General features: G+C 66.7%; 17 protein-coding genes and 1 pseudogene. 3 read left to right on the top strand and 15 right to left on the bottom strand.

Features of this window, described 5'->3' with window-relative positions; genetic code table 11:
* Positions 1-203 precede the first annotated feature (203 nt).
* The 9 genes from metC to A9J21_RS32550 all read right to left on the bottom strand — a co-directional run bounded on the left by metC (position 204) and on the right by A9J21_RS32550 (position 8,140).
* Entirely contained in the window at positions 204-1,403 is a 1,200-nt protein-coding gene (gene metC, locus A9J21_RS26640) for a cystathionine beta-lyase (RefSeq protein WP_066740983.1), read from the bottom strand.
* Between the two features lie 12 nt (positions 1,404-1,415).
* Positions 1,416-2,282: an amino acid ABC transporter ATP-binding protein gene (locus tag A9J21_RS26645; protein ID WP_066740984.1), complete on the bottom strand. Its 867-nt coding sequence runs from the start codon at positions 2,280-2,282 to the stop codon at positions 1,416-1,418.
* Positions 2,269-3,081, bottom strand: coding sequence for an amino acid ABC transporter permease (locus tag A9J21_RS26650; protein WP_066740985.1), 813 nt, complete (start codon positions 3,079-3,081; stop codon positions 2,269-2,271). Before A9J21_RS26650 ends, A9J21_RS26645 begins: the two co-directional genes overlap by 14 nt.
* Positions 3,071-3,817 (bottom strand): amino acid ABC transporter permease, encoded by a 747-nt coding sequence (locus A9J21_RS26655; protein ID WP_066740987.1) that lies wholly within the window; start codon positions 3,815-3,817, stop codon positions 3,071-3,073. Before A9J21_RS26655 ends, A9J21_RS26650 begins: the two co-directional genes overlap by 11 nt.
* Positions 3,814-5,061 (bottom strand): aminotransferase class I/II-fold pyridoxal phosphate-dependent enzyme, encoded by a 1,248-nt coding sequence (locus A9J21_RS26660; RefSeq protein WP_066740990.1) that lies wholly within the window; start codon positions 5,059-5,061, stop codon positions 3,814-3,816. The genes A9J21_RS26655 and A9J21_RS26660 overlap by 4 nt, the downstream gene beginning before the upstream one ends.
* Positions 5,058-5,936 carry a transporter substrate-binding domain-containing protein gene (locus A9J21_RS26665; protein WP_066740992.1) on the bottom strand — a complete coding sequence of 293 codons (879 nt, stop codon included), beginning with the start codon at positions 5,934-5,936 and terminating at the stop codon, positions 5,058-5,060. The genes A9J21_RS26660 and A9J21_RS26665 overlap by 4 nt, the downstream gene beginning before the upstream one ends.
* Positions 5,937-5,949: 13 nt before the next feature.
* Positions 5,950-6,774: a transporter substrate-binding domain-containing protein gene (locus tag A9J21_RS26670; RefSeq protein WP_066740994.1), complete on the bottom strand. Its 825-nt coding sequence runs from the start codon at positions 6,772-6,774 to the stop codon at positions 5,950-5,952.
* A gap of 97 nt (positions 6,775-6,871) precedes the next feature.
* Complete coding sequence (locus tag A9J21_RS26675; protein WP_066740996.1) at positions 6,872-7,867, bottom strand: tripartite tricarboxylate transporter substrate binding protein; 996 nt, start codon at positions 7,865-7,867, stop codon at positions 6,872-6,874.
* 147 nt (positions 7,868-8,014) lie between these two features.
* Complete coding sequence (locus A9J21_RS32550) at positions 8,015-8,140, bottom strand: hypothetical protein (RefSeq protein WP_255366046.1); 126 nt, start codon at positions 8,138-8,140, stop codon at positions 8,015-8,017.
* Between the two features lie 226 nt (positions 8,141-8,366).
* On the opposite strand from A9J21_RS32550, the gene A9J21_RS26680 reads away from it, so the two are divergent.
* The gene (locus A9J21_RS26680) at positions 8,367-9,356 is read left to right on the top strand and encodes a fatty acid desaturase (protein ID WP_066740998.1); all 990 of its coding nucleotides are present in this window, start codon (positions 8,367-8,369) and stop codon (positions 9,354-9,356) included.
* 22 nt (positions 9,357-9,378) lie between these two features.
* Positions 9,379-10,170 carry a phosphate/phosphite/phosphonate ABC transporter substrate-binding protein gene (locus A9J21_RS26685; protein WP_082926641.1) on the top strand — a complete coding sequence of 264 codons (792 nt, stop codon included), beginning with the start codon at positions 9,379-9,381 and terminating at the stop codon, positions 10,168-10,170.
* A gap of 14 nt (positions 10,171-10,184) precedes the next feature.
* On the opposite strand, the gene A9J21_RS26690 is transcribed toward A9J21_RS26685, so the two are convergent.
* The 5 genes and pseudogenes from A9J21_RS26690 to A9J21_RS26705 all read right to left on the bottom strand — a co-directional run bounded on the left by A9J21_RS26690 (position 10,185) and on the right by A9J21_RS26705 (position 20,022).
* Entirely contained in the window at positions 10,185-11,465 is a 1,281-nt protein-coding gene (locus A9J21_RS26690; RefSeq protein ID WP_066741002.1) for an LLM class flavin-dependent oxidoreductase, read from the bottom strand.
* 12 nt (positions 11,466-11,477) lie between these two features.
* Positions 11,478-12,476, bottom strand: coding sequence for a tripartite tricarboxylate transporter substrate binding protein (locus tag A9J21_RS26695; RefSeq protein WP_082926642.1), 999 nt, complete (start codon positions 12,474-12,476; stop codon positions 11,478-11,480).
* Between the two features lie 91 nt (positions 12,477-12,567).
* Positions 12,568-12,941: pseudogene (locus A9J21_RS32735) on the bottom strand (LLM class flavin-dependent oxidoreductase).
* Between the two features lie 25 nt (positions 12,942-12,966).
* Positions 12,967-14,337 (bottom strand): LLM class flavin-dependent oxidoreductase, encoded by a 1,371-nt coding sequence (locus tag A9J21_RS26700; protein ID WP_066741004.1) that lies wholly within the window; start codon positions 14,335-14,337, stop codon positions 12,967-12,969.
* Between the two features lie 474 nt (positions 14,338-14,811).
* Positions 14,812-20,022 carry an AAA family ATPase gene (locus A9J21_RS26705; RefSeq protein ID WP_156546206.1) on the bottom strand — a complete coding sequence of 1,737 codons (5,211 nt, stop codon included), beginning with the start codon at positions 20,020-20,022 and terminating at the stop codon, positions 14,812-14,814.
* Between A9J21_RS26705 and A9J21_RS26710 the strand changes: the two genes are divergently transcribed.
* Positions 20,021-21,298 (top strand): tripartite tricarboxylate transporter substrate binding protein, encoded by a 1,278-nt coding sequence (locus A9J21_RS26710; protein ID WP_231907051.1) that lies wholly within the window; start codon positions 20,021-20,023, stop codon positions 21,296-21,298. The two genes, A9J21_RS26705 and A9J21_RS26710, sit on opposite strands and share 2 nt — an antisense overlap.
* Positions 21,299-21,456: 158 nt before the next feature.
* Here A9J21_RS26710 and A9J21_RS26715 read toward each other — a convergent pair whose 3' ends face one another.
* Positions 21,457-22,707 (bottom strand): SfnB family sulfur acquisition oxidoreductase, encoded by a 1,251-nt coding sequence (locus A9J21_RS26715; protein WP_082926625.1) that lies wholly within the window; start codon positions 22,705-22,707, stop codon positions 21,457-21,459.
* Position 22,708 lies beyond the last annotated feature (1 nt).

The following is a 22,708-nucleotide window of genomic DNA, read 5'->3' on the forward strand; positions in this document are numbered from 1 at the left end:
AACCGCACCGATTGTGCGCTAGCTTCCGGCGCCACGGCCGCGGCATCGAACGCCGAAGCGGCGGCGCCGATCACCGCCACGGTCTTGCCGCGCAACGCTGCAAGGTCGATGGCATCGGCCGTATACGCGGCGAGCCCCGCCTGCACCGCCAAGTCGCCGGAGCGTGTCTCGCGCGACTTGGTCGATGTCGCTCATTGTCAGTCTCAGGCGATGGTCCGTTGGAAGGCTTGCCGCAGATCCGCGATCAGGTCGTGTGGATCTTCCAGCCCGACATGCAGGCGAATGACCGGCGCGTTGTTACCGTGTTCCAGCCAGCTTCGGGAGGCGTTGAGGCGCTCCGGAGGCGCCACCAGCGCCAGGCTCTCGTAGCCGCCCCATGATGCACCGATCGAAAACAGTCGCAGGGCGTCGACCAGCCGGCCGGCGGCGGTGTGGTCGCTGGTCCGCAGGGCGAACGACACCAGTCCGCTGGCGCCCGTGAAATCTCGCTTCCACAGCGTGTGACCGGGGTCGGTGGGCAGCGCGGGATAGAAGGTTCGGGACACCTGCGGCTGGTGCTGCAGCCATTGCGCCACCTCTGTCGCATTGCGCTGGTGCTGGGCTAGCCGTACGGGCAGCGTGCGGAGCCCGCGCAGCGCCAAATAGGCATCGTCGGCGCCAATGGTGAGGCCCAGCGCCTCATGCGTGGCGGCAATGCGCTCTGCAAGCGCCGGGCTGTCGACCACAACGGCGCCCTGCATCACATCGGAGTGGCCGGCGATGTACTTGGTGGCAGCCTGGATCGAGATGTTGGCGCCGTGCCGTAGCGGCTGCAGGAACCAGCCGCCGCTCCACGTGTTGTCAATGGCGACGGGCACGCCTTTCGCACGTGCAATGGCCGTCAGCGCGGGCAAGTCGAGGACATCGAACAGCAGGGAGCCTGGGGACTCCAGATAGACGAGCCGTGTGCTGGTGCGGATCAGTTCATCGAGGTCGTCATGCGCGGGCGAGAAATACTGGACTTCCACGCCAAGCCGCTGCAACAGCGTCTGGTCGACCCGGCGAAGCGGCGCATAGACCGTGTCGGAAACCAGTGCGTGGCCGCCGGGGCCCAGCAGCGCCAGCAGCACCAGGGTGATTGCCGACAACCCGGAGGGCGCCAGGAAGGCACGATGCCCGCCTTCGAGCGTACACAGCGCATCTTCCAGCGCCTCATGGGTGTCGAGGCCGTGACGCCCATAGGTGGCGATCCGTTCGCCATGCGAGCGGCGGTGATGGCGGTCGGCCAGCGTCTCGACATTATCGAAGCGGACGGTGCTGGTGCGCACCACGGGCACGTTGACGGGGCCGGCGCCATCGTGCAGTCGTGGCGCACCGGCATGCAGCAGCCGCGTGCGGATGCCGTCCGTAGGATTCTGGCTCATGGATGATCCTTGTCAGCCTTGGGTGGTTGCGGGTGCCGGAGCGAACGCCGCGTTGAATTCGGCAGGCAGGCGCGGAATAGCACCCAGTGCCCGGCGCAAGAAGGCCCGCGTGCGCTCGTGGCTGGGGTTGCCGAAGATCTGCTCTGGCGGCCCATGCTCGACGATTCGGCCCGCTTCGGTGAAGTAGATGTGATCGCTGATCTCGGCGGCAAAGCGCATCTCGTGGGTAACCAGCACGCACGTCATGCCGTCTTCCACGAGTTCGCGGATCACGGTCAGGACTTCGCCGACGGTTTCGGGGTCGAGCGCCGACGTCACCTCGTCGAACAGGATCAGCTCGGGCCGCATCGCCAGCGCCCGGGCAATCGCCACGCGTTGCTGCTGACCGCCCGACAGCTCGCCCGGATACGCGTGCGCCTTGTCTGACAGACGCACTTTGCCCAGCAGTGCATGCGCTTCCAGCTCGGCCTCGCGCCGGCTGCGGCCGATTACCCGGGTGGGGGCGATAACCAGGTTCTCCAGTACGGTCAGGTGCGGGAACAGGTTGTACTGCTGGAAGACGAAGCCCACGCGCTTGCGCAGGGCAATCAGTTCGTCTTCGGTGCGGAGCGTTTCCACGGCGGTGTCGCCAACGCGGATCCGCCCCTGCTGCGGTCGCAGCAGGCCGGTGATGCAGCGCAGGATCGTGCTCTTGCCAGACCCGGACGGGCCGATGATGGTCACGGCCTCGCCGCGCCGCACCTCGACATCGATACCCTTGAGAACGGTGTTGTTGCCGAAGGTCAGGTGCACGTCGTGCAGTGCGGCCAGCGGTCTGGCGGGCGCGTCGGCGGACGCCGGTGCCTGGCGGTTGCGCACAAAGGAATCAGTGGCGGTCATGACGACGCTCCAGCGCACGCGTGGCGCGCGCGATCGGATAGCAATAGGCGAAGAACAGGGCCAGCAGCGTGAAATAGACCAGCACCGTGAAGTCGGTGCGAGCCACGGTATTGCTGGCCACCTGGGCGGTATCGACCACATCGTGCACGCCAACCAGCGAGGCCAGCGACGTGCTCATGGTGATGCTGGCGTAAAGGTTCATCCATGGCGGCAACATGCGCCGCAGACACTGCGGGAGCACGATCAGCCGGAAAATCTGGCTGCGCCGGAACGCCAGCGACTGGGCGGCCTCCCACTGCGCGCTTGGAATCGACTGGATCGCGCCCCGGAATATCTCGGCCACGTTGGCGCTGGCGGGCAGGGCAAGACCCAGCACGACCTTGATCCAGTCGGGAAACGGCACCGTCCACTGGCCGATGTGAAGTTCGAATGGGAAGACGTAAGTAGTGAAGTAGACCAGCACCAGGATCGGGGCGTTGCGAAACGCCTGCACCCATAGTCGTGCCAGGTGGCGTATCCAGCGATGGGTGGACAGCGACAGCGCGCCGATCACCAGGCCGGCCACGGTGCCAAGCGCCATCGCCAGGATGCTGATCTCGATATTGGCCCACATGCCGCGCAGCAGCGCGGGCGACCATGTCCACAGGTTGCGGAACGCGGCCGGCGTGCTGCCGGTGGCGGTCCAGCAGCCGACGACGGCCAGCACGCATAGCATGGCCAGCACCCAAGGGCTGGCAAGGGCGTCTCTGACGGGGTGAGACGCGATGCGCCAGGGCAGGGCAAGCGGGTTACTGGCCATAGCCGGGCATCCTCAAACGCAGTTCCAGCCAACGGCCCGTGCGGCTGACCAGCCAGGTCAGCACGCCGAAGAACGCCAGGATCAACAGCAGCAGTTCCAGCACGTTGTCACGCTGGGTCCAGATCATGATGGACTCGTACGTGACGTCGCCAACGGCGATGGCAGACGCGACGGCCGTCATCTTGACCAGGTCGACAAGGTTGTTGACCAGCGCTGGCAGCGCGAAACGGACGGCCAGCGGCAATTCCACCTGCAGCAGCAGTTGCCGGCGCGAGAAGCCCAGCGAGCGCGCGGCCTCCAGCGTGACGCGCGGCACCGCTTCGATACCGGCCCGCAGGGCCTCGGCGTGAAACACGGCCTTGTGCAGCGACACGACGGCGACCACCCAGAAGAACGGCGTCAGCGGATTGCTGCCGCCGAGATTGTTCAGATGCTGGGTGATCAGCATGTTCAACACGAGAAAGCCACAATAGAGCTGCACCAGCGTGGGCGTGTTGCGGGTCAGTTCGACGAACGCGCGTGCAGGCGTAGCCAGCGCCTTGTTTCCGGATGTGAGGATTGCCGCCAAGGCGGCGCCCGCCAGCAGGCTGCACGGGATCGTCAGCGCACACAGTTGCAGCGTGACGACAAGTCCATGCAGGAACGCAGTGCGCTCGGTAGCGTCGAGAACGAATGCGTAGTTCAGGCCCAGGGATCTCAGCGTTGCGATCCCGGAAACGATCCAGGCGTCGATCATGGGCGCACCTCCACCGGCGCGGAGCGCAGTGTCGTTACGGCCTGCGCAATGCGCTGCAACGCTGCTTCGAGCACATTGTCCGCGGCGGCGAACGACAGGCGGAAATACGGCGACAGCCCATAGGCAGCGCCTTCCACGACTGCCACGCCAGCGCTGTCCAGCAGCCAGTCCACCACGTCGCTGTCGGTGGACAGCACCTGACCGTCGGGCCGCAACTGCCCGATCAGGCCGCCGCAGTGGATGTAGGCGAAGAACGCCCCGTCGGGCGGCAGCAGGCTCAACCCGGGGATGCGGTTGATCGCCGCAACGGTCAGCGCGGCCCGGCGTGCGTAGGCGCTGCGCGCATGTTCGATGAAGTCGGCCAGGGTCCGGTCGTTGGCCAGCAGCGCAGCCGCCACGGCTGCCTGGCCGATCGAATTGGCGCCGGAAGACACTTGCGACTGGATCGCGGTCATCGCCTGCACCAGTTCGGGGGGCGCGATGCCCCAGCCGATGCGCCAGCCGGTCATCGCATAGGTTTTCGACGCGCCGTTGAGGATCAGTGAGCGGCCGCGCAGGTCGGGTGCCAGCGCGAGCCAATGCCGCCCAGGCGGGACAAGGCGAATCTGGTCGTAGATTTCGTCGAGCAGCACCAGTACGTGCGGATGGCGACGCAGCACATCGGCCAGCGCGAGCAGTTCGTCCTCCGCGTACACCGCACCGGAAGGATTCGACGGCGAGTTCAGGATCACCCAGCGCGTGCGCGGGGTAATCGCTGCTTCCAGCGCGCTTGCGCTGAGCTTGAAGCCGCTTTGCTGGTCGCAAGGCACGATGACCGGGTTGCCGTCGTTGATGCGCACGATGTCCGGAAACGATGCCCAATAGGGCGCCGGCACAATGACCTCGTCTCCGGCGTCCAGTGTGGCCGCGAACGCATTGAAGATCACCTGCTTGCCGCCGCTGCCGATGAAGACCTCGGCTGGTGCGATGCCGATGGCATGGTCGGCGGCGAAGCGCTCACCCACGGCGCGGCGCAACGCCTGCGTGCCGGGCGTCGGCGTGTATCGTGTCTCGCCGCGTGCCATGGCCGCGATGGCCGCCTGCTGGATGGCGGGCGGCGTGTCGAATTCAGGTTCGCCGGAGGTTAGCGTCAGGACGTTCCGGCCCTGACTGATCAGCGTGGCGGCACGCTGTCCGGCCGCCGCAATGGGGGACAGGCGGACGCGGCGGGCACGCCGGGACAGCGGGATGGTCGGTGCGGTCATGACTTGCGGCCTTCCGTGAAGACCGCGAAGTCCTGCGGCGCTACATCGAACTTGCCCTGACGGGCGCGATCGTGTGCCGGTTGGATATACGCGCCGTCCGGCACGCCAGACTTACGGGCCTGGCCAAGCAGGAAGCCGGTGCGGTGCCAGTCGCGGATGGCCTTGTCGACGAACGCCACGGTGTCCTGCTCGCCGCGACGCGTCCAAACCACCGTTGGCGACGGGATCAACTGGTCTTCGGTGGCCAGCGTAAACGCGGTCCACTCGGTGCGGTTGGGGCCATTCAGCGTCTGGTACAACGCCGGCTGGATATGCACGGATGCCGCGCAAGTGCCGCCCTTGAGTGCCAGCAGCGACTCCGGAATGCCGCGCAGACCCTTGACGATGGCGCCGTACTGCTCGGCCAGCGGTCTGGCGAAATTGCTGCCCTGGGATACGCAGGCCACCTTGCCACGCAGGTCTTCCCAGCGCTTGATGCCGCTCTGCTTCGACACCATGGCAGCACCGCCGACCAGGTCGTAAGGCGTGGGGGCGAAGCTCAGGATCTCGCTGCGCTCCTGCGTCCACTGGATGTTCGCCACCAGCAGGTCGACCTTGCCCGCCTGCAGGAACTGCACACGCGTGGAAGCCGTCACCGGCACGGTTTCCAGTTGCACGCCCAGACGGCGTGCCAGATCGGCCGCCAGTTCCGTCTGGTAGCCGCCAGTCTTGCCGGTAGCGGTATCGAGGATGCCGAACGGCGGGCTGGGGCCATCGATGCCAACCGACAGCTTGCCGCGCTGGCGGATCTTGTCGAGCGTGGCGTCGGCCCAGGCGGCATGGGCCGTGGCGAACCCGGCCAGCAGCAGGGCGGTCGATACGAGGGACTTGTTCATCGCGTGCCTGCCCTCAGCCCTTGAATCTTGCCTGCAGTTCGGGCAGCACCGGCTGTGGCGGCGTGATGCCCAGCCGCTTTTCGGTGCCGATCAACCACCCGGTGCGATGCCATTCCTGCACCACCTTGTCCACGGCGGCGACGGTGTCGGTCTCACCCTTGCGCGCCCAGACCACCGACGGCGCCGGCAGGATCTCGGTCGCAATCGGTGCGGCATAGCCGGCCCACTCGGTATTGGAGCGCAGCAGCGGATGGATCAACGTGGCGTCATGCACGGCCGCCACGCATTGGCCGCCGCGCAATGCCAGCAGGGATTCGGATGCCGTCTTGAAGCCACGCACCTGCGCGGCATACTGCTCCTGCAGCGGCTTCACGAAGCTGCTGCCCTGCGACGCGCAGACGGTCTTGCCGCGCAGGTCTTCCCACTGATGGATGCCGCTGGTCTTGAGCACTGCAGCGGTGCCGCCGACGCGGTAGAACGGCGTGGGCGCGTAGGACAACAGTTCGCCACGATCCGGGTTGTATTCCATCGAGGCAATCAGCAGGTCGACCTTGCCAGCCTGCAGAAACTGCACACGGTTGGACGGATTGACCTGTACGAGTTCAGCTTCCACCCCGAGGCGTTTGGCCAGGTCACGGGCGAGTTCGGGGTTCCAGCCGACCAGTTGCTGGGTGGCCGGATCGATCGATCCAAATGGTCCTCCGTTGACCAGCACGCCGATGGCAACCTTGCCGCGCTGCTTGATCTTGTCGAGCGTGGCGTCAGCGCGTGCCGGCTGGGTGGCGAGGAGAGTCAGTGCGAGCGCGGCAACGGCGCGCAGGGTGTAGGCGGATGTCATGGGGCAGGTGAAGTTGGCGCCAGGCAGCCGGTGCCCGAAAAGGCATCGCCGGACGGCAAGGGCAGGTTTGTTGTGGAAAGATTGGGAGGCGCTGCAGCTAGTTCAGCTTGATGCCCGCCGAGGCGATCACCGCCGCGTAACGCGGCAGGTCTTTCGATAGCGTGTCGTCGAGTGCCTGCGCCGAAGACGCCACCACGACAAAGCCGGCTTCTTCAAGTTGCTGCCGGGTGCCCGGCTGCGCCAGCACGGCCATGGCATCGCGGTTGATACGCTCGACCACGTCCGTTGGCGTACCGGACGGGGCCAGCAGGCCCTGCCAGCTTTCGACGGCGAAGCCGGGTGCGCCGGCCTCGGCCATGGTGGGCACTTGCGGCAGCGCCTTCGAACGATAGGGCGTGGTCACAGCGAGTGCGGTCAGGCGTCCGTTGCGCACATAGTCGGTGACTGCAGCCAGCGTGATCAGCGTGCCATCGATATGGCCGCCCAGCAGGTCGAGCGTGGCGGGGCCACCGCCGGGATAAGGAATGTAGTTGACCTCGATGCCGAGCTGGCGCGACAGCATTTCATGCGCGACATGGGCGATACCGCCATTGCCCGGCAGTCCCAGCGCGAGCTCGCCTGGTTTGCGCCTTGTCAGGGCCAGGTATTCGCCAAAGGTCTTCACGCCCAGATCGGGCCGGACCACCAGCACCTGGGGACTCACCACGGCCTTGATCACCCCACGGAATGCATGGCGCGTATCGTAGGGCAGCCGCTTGAACAGCGACGCGTTCAGCGTCACACCTTCGCCGCCCAGCAGCAGCGTATAGCCATCCGGCGTGGCGCGGGCCACCTGGCCTGCGCCAATCGTGCCGCTGGCGCCCGACACGTTCTCGACTACCACGCTTTGATGCCACCGCTCGCTGAGCTTCTGAGCCAGCGTGCGGGCCAGTTTGTCCGCGCTGCCGCCAGCGGCCACCGGCACGATGATGCGCACGGTCCTGTTCGGGAATCCATCGACCGGCGTGTTGGCGATGGACGGGGTGGCGCAGGTGGCGTAGGCAAAGGCCGCCAGTGCGAGTTTCAACGAGTCAAGCAGTCTGCGGCGCAGCATGATGGATGCAGGTATGAGTCCGGACACGCCTGCAGACACGATGTCGGCAGGAATCGCGCAATGTCCCGGATCAGTCAGCTTATGGAGTGCAGCGTCCGATACGAACAAATCTTTTCGTACTTCGATATGCGCGGCGGACTTGCGCGGTCAACGGGGCGGCTGGCGCTGCGAGGGTTCACTGTCTTTGCGAGGCGGGTACAGCGGATGGCGCAGTGCGGCGTAGACCAGGACCACGGCGCAGATGGCCGTGAACCAGTCGAGCAGATCGGTCATGGCGAGGCTCTCCGTGATTGTTGACAAGCCATGTTGTGGACCGAGACGCCCGGTACGTCAACGAAGCAATCCGACTATGCAAATCCGGTGAATGTCGCCAGCGCCCGGCGCATGTGACGCGAAGCGGGCGCGGTACATATCGTTATCGGCAATCGTTCGTTCCTGAGCGTGCACTGGCGCCCGTATGCTGCGGCGTCGTTCTCTCTCTTTCACGGACCCACCGCCGATGACTACTTACCTCGACGATCAGCAGCGCATGGAACTTGCGCAGGCGGCGCGGCATTGGCTGTGGCGCACCGAGCTGCCCACGTGGATGCTGGTCGTGGCCGTGTATGGGTCCTGGTTTGGCGTGGCGACCCATGCCAGGCAGCTCGGCCTGCCGCTGGCCTGCGTACTGCTGACGCTGTGCACCACGTGGTATCTGTCGCTGCAGCACGAACTGCTGCACGGGCATCCGACGTGTCTGCCATGGCTGAATGCGCTGCTTGGCGCGGCGCCGCTGGGGGTATGGCTGCCCTATGCGCTATACCGTCGAGCGCATCTGCTGCACCATGAGGCTGAACTCACGCATCCGCACGCCGATCCTGAAAGCTACTTCCTCGACTTTGGTGCGTGGCAGTCCGCGCCGCGGGTCGTGCGTCGCCTCTATGCGGCACGCAACACGATGGCCGGACGCATCCTGATGCAGCCGGCGTTCTCCATCGCGTCGATCGTCGGCGATGCGCTCGGGCGGGTACGGTCTGGAGACTGGCGCGATCTCCCGGTGTGGGCGGCGCATCTTGCCGTGCTGACGGTATTGCTGGCGTGGCTGCAGCAAGAATGCGGCATGCCGGCCTGGCTGATGCTGGCAGGCGTCGCGTATCCCGCGCTGTCCCTGGCGGCGATCCGGTCCTTCCAGGAACATCGCGCCACCGAAGGCGATGCGGCGCGCAGTGTTATCAACGAAGCCGGCCTGGGCTGGCGCCTGCTGTTCCTGAACAACAACTTCCACCTTGTGCATCACGATCTTCCGGCCGTACCCTGGTTTGCACTGGGGTGGGTCTATCGGCGCCGCGCGCGCGACTACCTTGCGCGTAACGAAGGATTTTTCGTGCGAGGCTATCGCGAGTGGCTGCTGCGCTACGCCTGGCGTGCGGTGGCACCTGTCGTTCATCCACGATTCGACGGGATGCTGTCGCTTCGTGTCGAGACATCGGGCGATCATGGCAAGGTCTGAGCGCTGGGTGGCGGCGCTGCCCATGTATAACGTAGCTGCGCCGTTGCGTGAGGACTGGCTATTGTTGATTGACCGGGTAGGCCAGTTGCTGGCGCGCGCGCGGGCGCCGGTGACGCTCGCGGCGGTGGACCCCGGCGAAGGCGCCGATGCGCTGCACGCTTTCTGGCGCCGCGACGACCTGCTGCTGTCGCAGACCTGCGGGTATCCGCTGGTGCACGGACTGGCCCCTCATGTCCGGCTGATCGGCACGCCGCGCTTTGCGGTGTCAGGCTGCCATCGGCAGACTTACCGCAGTGCGATCGTAGTGCGTGCGGACGGTGGACCCGCGACGATCGAGGCCTGCCGGGGCGCGCGAGCTGCGTGCAACGGGCCTGACTCGCACAGCGGCATGAACGCGCTGCGTCACGTCGTTGCGCCGCTCGCCAGGGATGGGCGATTCTTCGGCGCCGTGGTGCAAACGGGTTCGCATCTCGCATCGCTGGCGGCGGTCGGAGAAGGCCGGGCCGATGTAGCGGCTATCGATTGCGTGACCTTGGCATTTGCGTCCGAGCATCACCCGGCGCTGGTGGCGGGCATCCGCCAGATCGGCTTGACGCGAGCCGTGCCCGGGCTGCCCTTCATTGCCTCGCGGCGCGCCCGCACTTCCCTTGTCAGGCAGGTGCGCGTTGCCTTGCGCGAGGCGTTGCGCGATGACGCTGGCCTGCGGACGCGGCTTCATATGGACGACGTCGTGCGGACGACTGCAGCGGCGTACCTGCCGATCGCCACCATGGCGCTGGACGCTCACCGGGTAGGGTACGGCAAGCTGGCTTGAGGACTGGGGCGGCTTTATCGTCCCTGCGGAAGCGGTAGTCCGAGATGATCCCGCAGCGTGCGCCCTTCATAGTCGTGCCGGAACGTACCACGCTCTTGCAGGATCGGCACAACGTCGCGTGTGAAGTCTTCGAATCCGCCGGGAAAGTAGGCCGGCATGATGTTGAAGCCATCGGCGGCACCGGCACGTACCCATTCGATCATGTGGTCGGCCACCTGCGCGGCAGTGCCGACCACGATCTGGTGGCCCCGCGCGCTGGCCACCAGATGATAGAGCTGGCGTAGCGTCAGGCCCCGCTCGTGCGCCAGCCGGATCAGCAGTGCGCTGCGGCTATGCACGACGACGTCGGTGGGCAAGGGCGGCAGCGGCGCGTCGAGCGCAAAGCCCGATACGTCAACGGCCAGTTGCTCGGTCAGGATGGCCAGTGCATTCGACTGGTCGGTGAACGATTGCAACTGCGCGAGCTTGTCATGCGCCTCGGCCTCGGTCGCCCCGATGATCGGCATCAGGCCCGGCATAATCAGGCAATGGCGCGGATCGCGTCCTGCGTCGGCCACCTGTTTGCGCAGGCCGGTGGCGAAGGCGAGCGCGGCGCCGATGTCCTGTTGCGCCGTGAAAACAACCTCGGCGTGACGCGCGGCCAGTTGCTGCCCCGGTCCGGAGGAACCCGCCTGGATCAGCACGGGCTGGCCTTGCTCGCTGTTTGTGACATTGAGTGGGCCCGCCACCGAGAAATGGCGCCCCTCGTGGTTCAGCGCGTGCATCTTCCCGACGTCGATATAGATGCCGCGTGCCTTGTCCTGGACATACGGCTGCGGATCCCAGGAGCGCCAAAGCCCCTTCACCACCGAAACGAACTCTTCTGCGATGGCATAGCGTTCGGCGTGCTCGGGATGGCGGCTACGGCTGAAATTCACCGATCCATCGGCAAAAGTGGTCACGATGTTCCACGCGGCACGGCCGTGCGACAGCTTGTCGACCGTCGCCAGCGTTCGTGCCAGGTTGAACGGCTCGCTATACGTGGTGGAGGCGGTCGCGGCTAACCCGACATGCGTGGTCACCATCGACAACGCGGCCAGCATGGCCAGGGGATCGGGACGGGTGATCATCGATGGGTGGGCGTCGGCCGAGGTGAGCAACCGGTCGCCGAAGAACACCATGTCGAACTTTGCGCGTTCGGCGGCCTGGGTCATGCGCACGACCAGGTCGATGTTTTCGGTGCCAGATTCGGCGCCCGGGTATCGCCATCCGGCCGCGTGGTGCCCGGCCGCGAGCAGGAACAATCCAAGTTTCATGATGGCGTCCGCTCAGTTGCCTTGAACGGTGCTGTCCTTGACGACCCGTGCGGCAATCTCGTGCACCTGGCGAATACGCTGCGCCGTCTGCTCGGGTGTCAGCGTCTGCACGTCCACCTGCACGCGGCTCAGGGCTGCCACCGTGTCAGGTTCGGCCAGGATCTCGCCGATCCACTGGCGCAGTTTCGCCAGCACCTCCGGTGGCACGTTACGTGGCGCCGTGATGAAGAACGCGCCGGCCAGCGAGTCCTCCCACCCCTTGACGCCCGCATCGCGCACGTTCGGCACATTGGGCAGGTCAGGCGAACGTGTACCGCCGAAGTAGGCCAGTGCCCGCAGCTTGCCCTGCTTGATGAACTGCGTGCTGAGCGGGTCGAACACGAGGTCGACATGGCCGGCTACCACGTCGGCCACGGCCGGCGCGCTGCCTTTATAGGGAACGTGACGGATGTCGATGCCGGTCTGCCGCTTGAGCAACTCGCCGGCCAGATGCCCCGGCGTGCCGTTGCCGGAACTGGCAAACGTGAGCTTGCCGGGGTTGGCGCGCGCATAGGAAAGCAGTTCGGGTAGCGTCCGGATCGGCAGCGAAGGGTTGATGGCAATGGTCGCCAGCGAGTTGCCGATATAGGCCACGGGCACGAGGTCGTGGAAGGGATCGAACTTCACGGTCACCAACTGCGGTGCAATGGCCACATTGCCGATCGAGGTGTTGAGCAGGGTGTAACCGTCTGCCGGGGACGTCGCCACGAAGCCGGCGCCGAGCGTGCCGCCGGCGCCGGCCTTGTACTCAATTACCACTGGCTGCCCCGCCTTCTCGGCAAGCCGCTTGGTGATGATGCGGGCGACATTGTCATTGGTGCCGCCGGGCGTATAGGGCACCACGTAGGTGATCGGCTTGGACGGGAAGGGCTGCTGGGCCAACGCCTCCTGGGTCGCGGCGTGGAATGAGGCGATGGCGGCAGACGCGGCGATCACGGCGCGCACAGGCGCGGGGAAGACACGGAAACGCATGACAATCAGCAAGGGATGGAGAGGGAGTGGATGCATGGAGGCAGACCGGTCATCGTAGGTCGATACCCGCAGTGCCGGAACTGCCGATTCGTCATGTCGTTAGCCGCTCCGGTGATAAGCGCCGTTGCTCGGCGTTACGGCCGCCAGTGATGATATGGAGCAGCAGCCGACCGCCGGTGTAGTGGTCGAGCGTGGCGAGCTTGCGGGCCGCCAGCGTGGGCGAGATAAACCCAGGAGATGTGCGAGCAGGAACTTCAGCCGTCTTGTCACGCCGGCCGCGCGGGCGGTCGTCAGGAAGTTGTCGGACCAGCCGGAATTGTGCGGCAGTAGCACGCCGTCAAAGCCAGCCGCCTCGTGCTCCATCGCGCGCTGCTCGATGTGTGCGGTGTCGAAGGCCGGCCCTTGCGCTGGAATGACTTCCGGGAACCGGCGTGGGTAAAGCGTGCCATACAGGCCAATGGGCATGGTTGGGTTACAGAGTCGGAGGATGTCAGGCGATGGCAGCTTCGGACGCCTGCCGGGCGACGGCTGCAGGATGCGGGGGCCGCTTCAGGCCCAGGTGGTCGCGTAGCGTCTTGCCGGTGTACTCGGTGCGGAACAGGCCCCGCCGGCGCAGTTCCGGCAACACCAGACGGATAAAGTCGTGCAGCCCACCTGGCAGGTACGGCGCCATGATGTTGTAGCCATCTGCACCGTATTGGCGGAAGCGCTCTTCGAGGGCGTCGGCAATCTGCGTTGGGGTGCCCACCAGTTGCCAATGGCCGCGCGCGCCGGCCACGCGCTGGTAGAGTTGGCGGATGGTCAGGTTTTCGCGGCGGGCCAGATCCACCACCAGTCTCTGCCGGCTCTTGGTGCCGTTGGTTTCGGGAAGATCGGGAATCGGGCCGTCAAGCGGATAGGCAGACAGATCGAAGCCACCGGTCAGGTTGGACACCAGCGTCAGGCCCACCACGGGATCGATCAGCGCCTGCAACTGCTCGAACTTTTCCTGCGCCTCGGCCTGCGACGCCCCCACCACCGGGAACACTCCCGGCATGATCTTGAGGTCGTCGGCGGCGCGGCCGTGGCGCGCCAGGCGCGACTTGAGGTCAGCATAGAAGGCGACCGCTTCGTCCAGCGTTTGCTGGGCAGTGAATACGACTTCGCCGCAGCGCGCGGCCAGTTCCTTGCCCGCCTCGGAAGACCCGGCCTGCACCACGACTGGATGCCCCTGCGGCGGCCGCGAGACATTGAGCGGCCCCTGCACTTGGAAGTGCTCGCCCTTGTGGTGCAGGACATGGCGCTTGTCGCGCTCGAAGTAGAGGCCGGCGGCCTTGTCGCGCACAAAGGCGTCGTCTTCCCAGCTATCCCAGAGGCCGGTCACGACGTCGACGAACTCGGTGGCGCGCGCGTAGCGATCGGCATGCAGCAGGTTGTCGTCGCGGTTGAAATTGCGGGCCTCGTGGTCGTTGCCCGTCGTCACCACGTTCCAGCCGGCCCGGCCGCCGGACAAGTGGTCGAGCGAGGCGAACTTGCGCGCGATATGGTACGGCTCGTTGAAGGAAGTCGATGCGGTTGCCACCAACCCGATTCGCTCCGTGACGGTCGACAGCGCCGACAGCAGCGTAATCGGCTCGAACTGCGCCTGGTAGTTGTGCGCTACCCGGCTGAGGAAGTCAACGTTGTCGCCCCGCGTGCCCACGCCATCGGCCAGGAAGATCAGGTCGAATCTGGCGGCTTCTGCCGCGCGGGCCAGGTCGGCATAGAAGCGCAGGTCGGTGCCGCCGTCGGCCTGCGCCTGGGGATGCCGCCACGCGGCGATGTGGTGGCCAGAGGGGTAGAGGAAGGCTCCCAGGCTCAATTGACCGGTGCGTTGGGACATGGATGTCGAGGATCGTCACGATGGAGCCTCCCAGCCTAACCAATCCCGTGCGCATGGCGAACTGCGAATACTGCATGTTGATACTGCTGCCGGCCGTTGATCGATATGCGACTTTTCGCCCAGGAGCGTGGCATCGATGGGCGCCGTCTCAAATCGACCGGTTGAATCCACAGCCGGTCTCTGCCTGCCGGATGACGGCAGTCATGGCCCGCCGGCTCTGACCGACCCTCAGCGGTCCCATGTGCTGCCGAACTGGGAGACCGTCCTACGGCTCGATCCCAACGTATGGTAAGGGCGTCTTCTCGTAAGACGTGATTTACCCCGGAGGCGCCCGCTTCGTAAGATCTTTAGTGTGACGGTTGCGCTCCGGTCAACGAAGAATCAATGGTTTGCCGGAAATCTGGTAAGAACCTTATTTTCAACCCTCAGAACTCCACCGAACCCCGCCATCGCCACCTTGAACGGGCAATGCCGCTATTCAACCCCCGGCGCGCCTTCCGCCGGCGGCAGGCTGAAGCCGAACACGGCCCCCTTGGGGCGGTTCTGCCACGCCTGCAACTGGCCGCCATGCGCTTCGAGGATCGTGCGGCAGATTGACAGGCCCATGCCCATCCCTTCCGGTTTGGTCGTATAGAACGCCTCGAACAGCTGTTCCGGATCGTCTGGCAGGCCGATGCCGACATCGTGCACCGTCACCAGTACCTCCCCCGCCGGGCCGATGGCCGTGCGTACTGTCAGTTCACGCGCATGCGGCTCGATGTCCCGCATGGCCTCGATGGCATTGACCGTCAGGTTCAGGAACACCTGCTGGAGCTGGATCTTGTCGGCCGATACCGCGGGCAGCGCCGGCAGCAGCTCGGTCTTGAGCATGACCCGATGCCGGGTCAGTTCGCCCGCCAGAAGCGGCAGTGTTTCGGCGATCATCGCGTTGAGGTCGATCCGTTGCGCTTGCGGCCCGGTCTTGCGCAGCATGGCCCGCATGCCGACGATGACGTCACGCGCACGCTGGCCCTGCTGGACGATGCTGTTCAGCGACACCACCGCCTCGTCGACGTTGGGCCGCTCCCGCTTGAGCCAGCGCAGCGCCACATTGGCTTCGATGGTCAGCGCGGCCACTGGCTGGCTGACCTCGTGCGCGATTGACGCCGTCAGCGCGCTGAGCGTCATGACGCGGCTGACGTGCGCCAGTTCCGCCTGGGCGCGATGCAACGCGTCGTCAGCTTCCCGGCGCTGTTCGCCAAGCCGGCTGTTCTCGATGGCGCTGGCCGCCTGGAACGCCAGCAGCTTGATCACCTCGATCCGTGCCGGCACGAATGCCCCCGGCGCCAACGCATTCTCCAGATAGAGCACGCCGATCAGTTTGCCCTGGTTCAGCAGCGGCAGGCACAGCATCGAGCGCGCCCGTCGCTGGCGAATGTAAGGATCGGCTGAAAACGACGGCTGGGCCGCGGCATCGTCGATCACCACATGCTCGTGGCACTCGAGTACGTGCCGGACGATGGACAGTGGCATCTCGGCGGCGTCGAGCGGCCAGTCGGCCAGCGTCACCACAGTGGTATCGTCCCGAACCGCCGCTTCGGCGGCCACGCGGTGTTCGGCCCCCTGCGGCAGGATCAGCATCCCGCGTGATGCGCCCGCGTGCGCGATGGCCGTGCGCATCAGCGTGGCGAGAAGTCGGTCCAGCCGGGTCTCGCCAGACACCGCCTCGGAGATCGCCATGACCGTGGCAAGGTCCAGGTGCTGAAGCGGCGCGCCAATGGTGCCCATCAACGGCGCCGAAGCGGGAGCGGCGCTGGCGTTGGCGTCGGCGGCCAGGGCGGGATACTGCTTGTCCAGCTGCCAGACCTTTGCATCGGCGCCCCAGTGCAGGTAGCCATGGCGAGCCTGCCGCAGATACACCACGGCCACGTTGTCGAGCTTGCGGCTCACGTAGAAGCGCGCCGCAAGCTCGTTGGCCAGGGCCTGCATGTGGATCAGGTCGCTGTCCCGCGCTGACGCGATGGCCGCTTCGTATCCGCGCATTGCATCTACGTCGCGCGCTTCGAGCCGGGCAATCTCTGCTTCGACCAGCAAGGCCCGGTGCGCGAACGTCGCCGGGCAGCGCCGCGCCCACTGGGCCAGTTGCCGATGGTGTCCGGCCAGCGCGGGAAGGTGGGTGGCCAGTTCGTCCGCGACGGCCGGATTGCAGCAGGCGGCGCGTGCCAGCGCGGCATAGAAGTGATATTCGGCCTGCTCGAAGTAGGCGGGGGAGGTCCACAGCAGCGGGCGGGCCTGCTCGGCAGCTTCGAGTGCCTCGGCGGCTTCGCCCGCCAGGTAGCGGGCCTGCAGCTTGCGAATCCAGTACCAGCACGCGGCAAGCCGCAGCCCCACGTCGCCGCCCAGGCGCGCTTCGAACTCGGTCTCGCTGAAATCCCTAGCATCGAAGCGTCCGAACACGTGCGTCAGCCCGCGCAGCGTCCGCACGAGCTGACGTTGCGCGGCAAGGCGATCTGCCACCAGCGCGAAACGCGGGCCCCATGCGAACACGCTGCCCGAGTCGGCATCGTGCTGCACGCGGCCGAGCGGATCGCCAATCGCGAGCGCGTGGGTCATCAGGTTGCTGCGAATGTAGGCCGCATAGGTAAGGTCGCCGATCTGCCCGGTCAGTTCCAGCGCCTGGCGCAGCACGCCGCGTGCCACGCGCAGCGGCTGCGTCCAGTGCAGCAGGTTGCCGCCGGCGATCTGGTACACCCGGGCGCGCATCCGTTCGACGCCGCGCTGCTCGGCCACGGACAGCGCCAGGCGCTGGAATGCCACGGCGGCCGCCTCGTCGGTGGACGCCGCCGTGCGCAGCATCGCCAGCCAGGCATAGGCCAGGCAGGATTCGTCGCTGTTCCCCAGCGTGATGCTCAGGTTGACCATGTGCAGGACGACCAGCGTCCGCAGGTGATCGTCCGTGTACCAGGCCGGCTGCAGCAGCGCCGTGAGTACGCGCATCGTGGCAAGGCCGCCCGGGTCCGTCATGCGCGGCAGGGCGGCAAGGGCGGCGATTTCCCTGCCGTCGAGCAGGCTCGCCAGCAACGCCTCTTCTTGCGCCACAACCGACGCCGCGGGCTGCGCGGACCAGTCGATGCCGGCACGGCGCAGGTAGGCCAGGCCTACCGTCACGGCTTCCACGCGGCGTCCGCCCGTCAGCAACAGGCCAAGCTGGAGCTGCGTGACAACGGCCAGCGCAGCCAGTGACGACGCGCGCGTGGCCAGTTCCGCCAGCCTGAGTTCGGCGCGCGCCGAATCCCCGGTCAGGAATTCGCATTCGGCCATATGCTGCGTCAGCGAGAACGCGAGGGTCTCGCATCGCGCAAAGGCATCGCTGCCAAGCAACGCGAGCCCGGCCGACAGATAGTGAAGTGCCGCCGTGTTGGCGCAGGCGGATTTGGCGCGCAATCCCGCCGTCAGATTCAGCGCCGCGAGCCGGTCGCGCTCGTCCTGATCCTCGATCCGGTCGGCCGCACGGTTCAACTGGCCGACGATCGTAAAGACACTGGCCTCGATCTCCGCTGGCGGTGTGCGGGCCAGCAGCAGGCGGCCCAGGCGCAGATGGAATTCCTGCCGCTCCGGTTCGGGAATGCGCGCGTAGGCGGCTTCGAGGATCCGGTCGTGGCGGAAGCGCAGCACGTCTTCCTTGCGCGAGACCAGCCCCGCACGCACGGCCTCGCGGATTGCCGGGTCGAGTTCGCCCGGGTCGCGCGTCCAGCCGCGTGCCAGCGTGTCGACCGTGGTGTCATTGCCCAGGCACGCCAGCAGCTTCAGCGCCACGCGGGTGCTGGCCGGGAGCCGGGCAATTCGTCCAACCATAAGCGCCACGACGTTGTCGGTGAACCCCTTTGCCGCGATCTGGCCGAGGTCCCAGGTCCAGCGCGCCGCGCCGTGGTCGAGGCGCAGCAAGCCTTCGTTGGCGAGTTCGCTCAGGAACTGCGTGGCGAAGAACGGGTTGCCGGCCGTCTTCTCCATTACCAGGCCTGCCAGCGGCGCGCTTGTCCCGATATCGCAATGGAGCGATTCGGCCACGAGCTGGTGCAGTTCGGGGGCGTCGAGGCAACCCAGTTCGACATGGGCGACGCTGGCGCCATCCGCACGCAAGGCCGCCACGCAGCGCGTGACCGAGTGGCCATCGTCGACCTCGTGGCTGCGATAGGCGCAGACCACCAGCAGGTTGGTCGTGGCTGGATCGGTCAGCAGCTGGTGCAGCAGCGTGGTGGTTTCGTGGTCAAGCCACTGGATGTCATCGAAGCTCAGCGTCAGCGGCTGCGCGGCGCGGGCCAGCGCCGCCAGCAGGCTGTGCAATGCCAGCTGGAGCCGGGGACCGGCCTCGCGCGACTGCGTGTCGGGCACCCATGGCACCGGACCCAGCATCGATTCGAGTTCGGGCAGAAGCGGCACCAGCAGGCCGGCATTCGGCCCCAGGGCCTCGGCAATGACGGTGCGCCATGGCGCACCGTCGGCCGGGTCACGGGCCAGCCATGCCCTGAGCAGGCCGCGCAGCGCTTGGGCGAGCGTGGCATACGGCAGCCGCGCGTTGGCATCTGCGGGCGCATCGGCCGAGACATCGGCCGGCGCATCCGACTTGCCGGCAGCGTAGACGCCGCCACGCGCGCCGACGGCTCGCGCGAACGATTGCATGACCGATGTCTTGCCGACACCCGAATGCCCCGACACCATCACGATCTCGCTGCAGCCCGTGGACGCGACACGGTCGAACGTATCCGCCAGCATCGTCACGGTATGTTCGCGGCCATAAAGGCGGTCATGTATGACGAAGATGTCCGAAAGATCACCCTGCCCAAGCGCAAATGGCGCGATGCCACCCTGCGAGGTCAGTGCCTGGTGGCAGCGCTGAAGGTCACGCAGCAGTCCGGCAGCGGTCTGGTAGCGTTCCTCGGGTGCCTTTGCCAGAAGCTTCATGACCAGGTCGGACAGCATCGCAGGCACCGTGGCGACACGCACCTCCGGCGGCACCGGCGAACGCGCCAGGTGCGCATGGACCCAGTCTATGGGTTCCGCGCCAACGAACGGAAGCGCACCGGTGAGCATCTGGTAGAACGTGACACCAAGCGAATAGAGGTCGCTCCGCGTATCGATCGCCCGATTCATCCGGCCTGTCTGCTCGGGCGCCATATAGGCGAGCGTGCCGGCGATTTCGCGGGTTTCCAGGGACGGGTCGGCGCCGCGCGGCACCCGCGAAGCGATGCCGAAGCCGATCAGCCAGGCGCGGGTCCGGTCTGCGGCCACCAGGAAGTGGGCGGGCTTCAGGTCCTTGTGAATCAGGCCGCGCTGATGGAGCTTGCTGACGGCACTGGTCATGGCCATGGCGGCGTCGAGGAACGTCGCGGGGTCCATGGGGTCCCCAAGCAGGTGGGAAAGCGGCGCGCCGCCCGGATCCTCGAGCAGCAGCACGGCCGTATCGCGCTCGTGCAGCAATTGCAGAGGCCGGGCCGCCCAGCTCGCGTCGATCTCGTCGCGAAGCGCGTACTCGTGAGCCAGCCGTTCGAGCGTGTCGGGCGTGCGCTGCCCATCGGCGGCCCAGACCCCGAGCGCGGCTGTCTTGCCGCCATCGTCACGCAACAGCCAGCCGCGCCCGAACAGCCGGTCGCCAGCGTCCCACGTGGAATCGAAGCCGAGACCGACGCCGGCCCGGGGGAAAAACATGGAAAGCATCGCAGTGCTGACGGATGGCGGAAGGAATGCCCGCGGATTCAGGGGTGCCGAAGGCAGCCCTGATCTTATCAAATCGCCCATGGCCGGGCAGGCGTATGATCTCGTCCGGAAAATCAACCGCGACCCTACCCCGTCCATGACGCTTCAGGCGTTCCCGTCCACGCTGAAAAAAGCCCGATCCGTACTGCTTGCGGCCATCGAACGCGTTTCGATGTGGCCCGGGCGGGCAGTGTCGGCACGTCTGCCAGCTTCGCGGCCGGCGCTGGCAAGGGGCTTCGGGCTTTGCCTGGCAGGGGTGGCTTTCGTCTGGGCGCAACCGGCGTGGGCCGCCTATCCGGATCAGCCGGTCACACTCGTCGTGCCGTACCCGCCCGGCGGCCCGGCGGACCTTATCGCGCGCCCGCTGGGCGCCGGGCTGCAAAAGCGCCTGGGCACCCCGGTGGTACTGGAATACAAGCCTGGTGCGGGCGGACAGATAGCCCTGCGATATACGCAGCGGGCCAAAAACGACGGCTACACCCTGGTGCTTGCCCTGGCCGCCTACGCCATCGGGCCGCTCGTGAGCCAATCGGCGGGCTACGATCCGGTCAAGGATTTCCAGCCCGTTTCTCTCGTCGCCAAGCAACCGCTGGTGCTCTACGTCGGGGCCAATTCGCGATTCCAGTCCGTAGCCGACCTGATCGCGCGGGCGAAGTCGCAGCCGGACCGGGTGACAGTGGCGTCATCGGGGTTTGGCAATACCAGCCACCTTGCCATCGAGATGTTCTCGCAAGCGGCCGGGATCCGGGTGATGCATGTCCCGTACCACGGCGGGGTCCAGGCGGTGGCCGCGGCAATGAGCGGAGACGTGGATGCCGTGTTCGCTGGAGCCGACGGCCTGCGCTATGTCAGCACAGGCAAATTGCGGGCGCTGGCCGTTGCCAGCGACGCCCGGTTGTCCATCGCCCCCGAAACGCCAACGTTTACGGATGCCGGCGTGCGGAACATGTTCGTCACAGGCTGGTACGGCGTGCTGGCCCCCAGGGGAACGCCCGGGGACAGGGTCGAGACCCTTGACCTCGTAATCAGGCAGGTACTGTCGGAGCTGGCGCTGAGCGAGCAGCTGGCGGGCTACGGTTTCAAGGTGCTGCATGCCGGCCCGGCGGATTTTCAGGCGTTTATCGAACAGGAACTGGCGCGTTGGAGCCGGCTGATCGTCGATCGACACATCGTTCCGGACCAGATCGATATTCGAGGGCCCAACCCGGCTGGCCCCGGGCGCCGGTAGCGGCGGGCATTCCCGCCGGGCCCGGGATTGCCGAAGCGGCGGCTACCGTTCGACGAGAACGGGAAAAATCGCCGATCTGTTGCGCGCAGCTGCCCGCACGCAGCCCTCGTGACGCACAACGCACACCACGCACGTCTGCCGTGGCCGGCGACGGCCCATCAGATGGCGCCGTGCCTCGGCGGCAACGTGCCGTTGAGGTGGTAATTGCCGATGGCGTGATACTTCCACCGTACCGGGTCGTGCAGCGTATGCGTACGTGCGTTGCGCCAGAAGCGGTCCAGGCCCTGGTTGTCGAGCGTGGCCGATGTGCCGCCCAGTTCGAACAGTCGCGTACCGGCGAGCAGCGACGCGGTGGTTGCCGCCGCGCGGGCCGCGGCCACGGCCAGCGATGCGTGCGCGACGCCCTGCTCGTCGGGCGCACACCGGGCATCGTCGGTGGCGCGGCCGGCCCGACGCAGCAGCGCCTCGGCGGCACGCAGCCTGACGTGGACATCGCCGATCTGGTGGATGGTCAGCGGATCCTGCGATGCAGCGGGTACGCCGGCATCGATCCACGGCCGCGCGTGGTCGCGCACATACGGCAGCGTGGCGGCAAACGCGCCACGGCCGATGCCGAGGTCGATGGCTGCATGCAGCAACTGGGCAAACGGACCGACCGTCGTCGGCCGCTCGAACGATGCCAGGAACGGCACCACCCAGCCGGCTTCGATCCGCACGTTCTCGAAGGTCACCGATCCGCTGCCGGTCACGCGCTGGCCGAAACCATCCCAGTCGTCGGTAATGCCCACGCCTTGCGCCGTGCGGGGAACGAAGGCCAGCCACGTCACGTCGCGGCCGTCGTCCTGGGTAGCGACGAGCGTCGGAATCCAGTGCGCGTACAGCGCGCCGGTGCAGTAGAACTTCTGGCCGTCGACGCGGAAGCCGTCGCCGTCGCGCGTCAGCCGTGTGCGTCGCTGGAAGTCCTTGTGGCCAATCTCGGCCAGTGCGTTGCCAAAGCGCTCACCAGCCAAGGCGCGGTGGTAGAAGAAGGCCTGCTGGGCGGGCGTACCGCCCACGCGCAATACCTCCAGCGCGTAGAAGTGGTTCTGCGGGATCTGTCCGAGCGATCCGTCGGCGGCGGCGATGATCGCAATGACTTCTGCCAGCGTCACATTGGACACGCCGGCGCCGCCGTGATCGCGCGGCACGGTGATCCCCCACAGGCCGCTGGCGCTGAAGGCTTCCAGTTCTTGCCAGGGCAGCAGGCGCTCGCGGTCCCGTCTGGCGGCGCCGGGCGCAAACTGCGCGGCCAGCCGGTGCGCAATGGCAATTGCCTCGGCATCGTCGGCCACGACATGGGGTGCGGCTGCGGGCGCAGCGGCTGGGCGCGCGCGGCCATCGGCCGGCGGCGGGGTCAGTAGCAACGACATG

The sequence above is a fragment of the Cupriavidus sp. D384 genome, from assembly GCF_001652915.1.
GTDB lineage: Bacteria > Pseudomonadota > Gammaproteobacteria > Burkholderiales > Burkholderiaceae > Cupriavidus.

Bases quoted from the DNA above. Each gene is read 5' to 3' on its own strand.
- metC (WP_066740983.1), bottom strand. From the start codon at position 1,403: ATGAGCCAGAATCCTACGGACGGCATCCGCACGCGGCTGCTGCATGCC.
- A9J21_RS26645 (WP_066740984.1), bottom strand. From the start codon at position 2,282: ATGACCGCCACTGATTCCTTTGTGCGCAACCGCCAGGCACCGGCGTCC.
- A9J21_RS26650 (WP_066740985.1), bottom strand. From the start codon at position 3,081: ATGGCCAGTAACCCGCTTGCCCTGCCCTGGCGCATCGCGTCTCACCCC.
- A9J21_RS26655 (WP_066740987.1), bottom strand. From the start codon at position 3,817: ATGATCGACGCCTGGATCGTTTCCGGGATCGCAACGCTGAGATCCCTG.
- A9J21_RS26660 (WP_066740990.1), bottom strand. From the start codon at position 5,061: ATGACCGCACCGACCATCCCGCTGTCCCGGCGTGCCCGCCGCGTCCGC.
- A9J21_RS26665 (WP_066740992.1), bottom strand. From the start codon at position 5,936: ATGAACAAGTCCCTCGTATCGACCGCCCTGCTGCTGGCCGGGTTCGCC.
- A9J21_RS26670 (WP_066740994.1), bottom strand. From the start codon at position 6,774: ATGACATCCGCCTACACCCTGCGCGCCGTTGCCGCGCTCGCACTGACT.
- A9J21_RS26675 (WP_066740996.1), bottom strand. From the start codon at position 7,867: ATGCTGCGCCGCAGACTGCTTGACTCGTTGAAACTCGCACTGGCGGCC.
- A9J21_RS32550 (WP_255366046.1), bottom strand. From the start codon at position 8,140: ATGACCGATCTGCTCGACTGGTTCACGGCCATCTGCGCCGTGGTCCTG.
- A9J21_RS26680 (WP_066740998.1), top strand. From the start codon at position 8,367: ATGACTACTTACCTCGACGATCAGCAGCGCATGGAACTTGCGCAGGCG.
- A9J21_RS26685 (WP_082926641.1), top strand. From the start codon at position 9,379: ATGTATAACGTAGCTGCGCCGTTGCGTGAGGACTGGCTATTGTTGATT.
- A9J21_RS26690 (WP_066741002.1), bottom strand. From the start codon at position 11,465: ATGAAACTTGGATTGTTCCTGCTCGCGGCCGGGCACCACGCGGCCGGA.
- A9J21_RS26695 (WP_082926642.1), bottom strand. From the start codon at position 12,476: ATGCGTTTCCGTGTCTTCCCCGCGCCTGTGCGCGCCGTGATCGCCGCG.
- A9J21_RS26700 (WP_066741004.1), bottom strand. From the start codon at position 14,337: ATGTCCCAACGCACCGGTCAATTGAGCCTGGGAGCCTTCCTCTACCCC.
- A9J21_RS26710 (WP_231907051.1), top strand. From the start codon at position 20,021: ATGGAAAGCATCGCAGTGCTGACGGATGGCGGAAGGAATGCCCGCGGA.
- A9J21_RS26705 (WP_156546206.1), bottom strand. From the start codon at position 20,022: ATGTTTTTCCCCCGGGCCGGCGTCGGTCTCGGCTTCGATTCCACGTGG.
- A9J21_RS26715 (WP_082926625.1), bottom strand. From the start codon at position 22,707: ATGTCGTTGCTACTGACCCCGCCGCCGGCCGATGGCCGCGCGCGCCCA.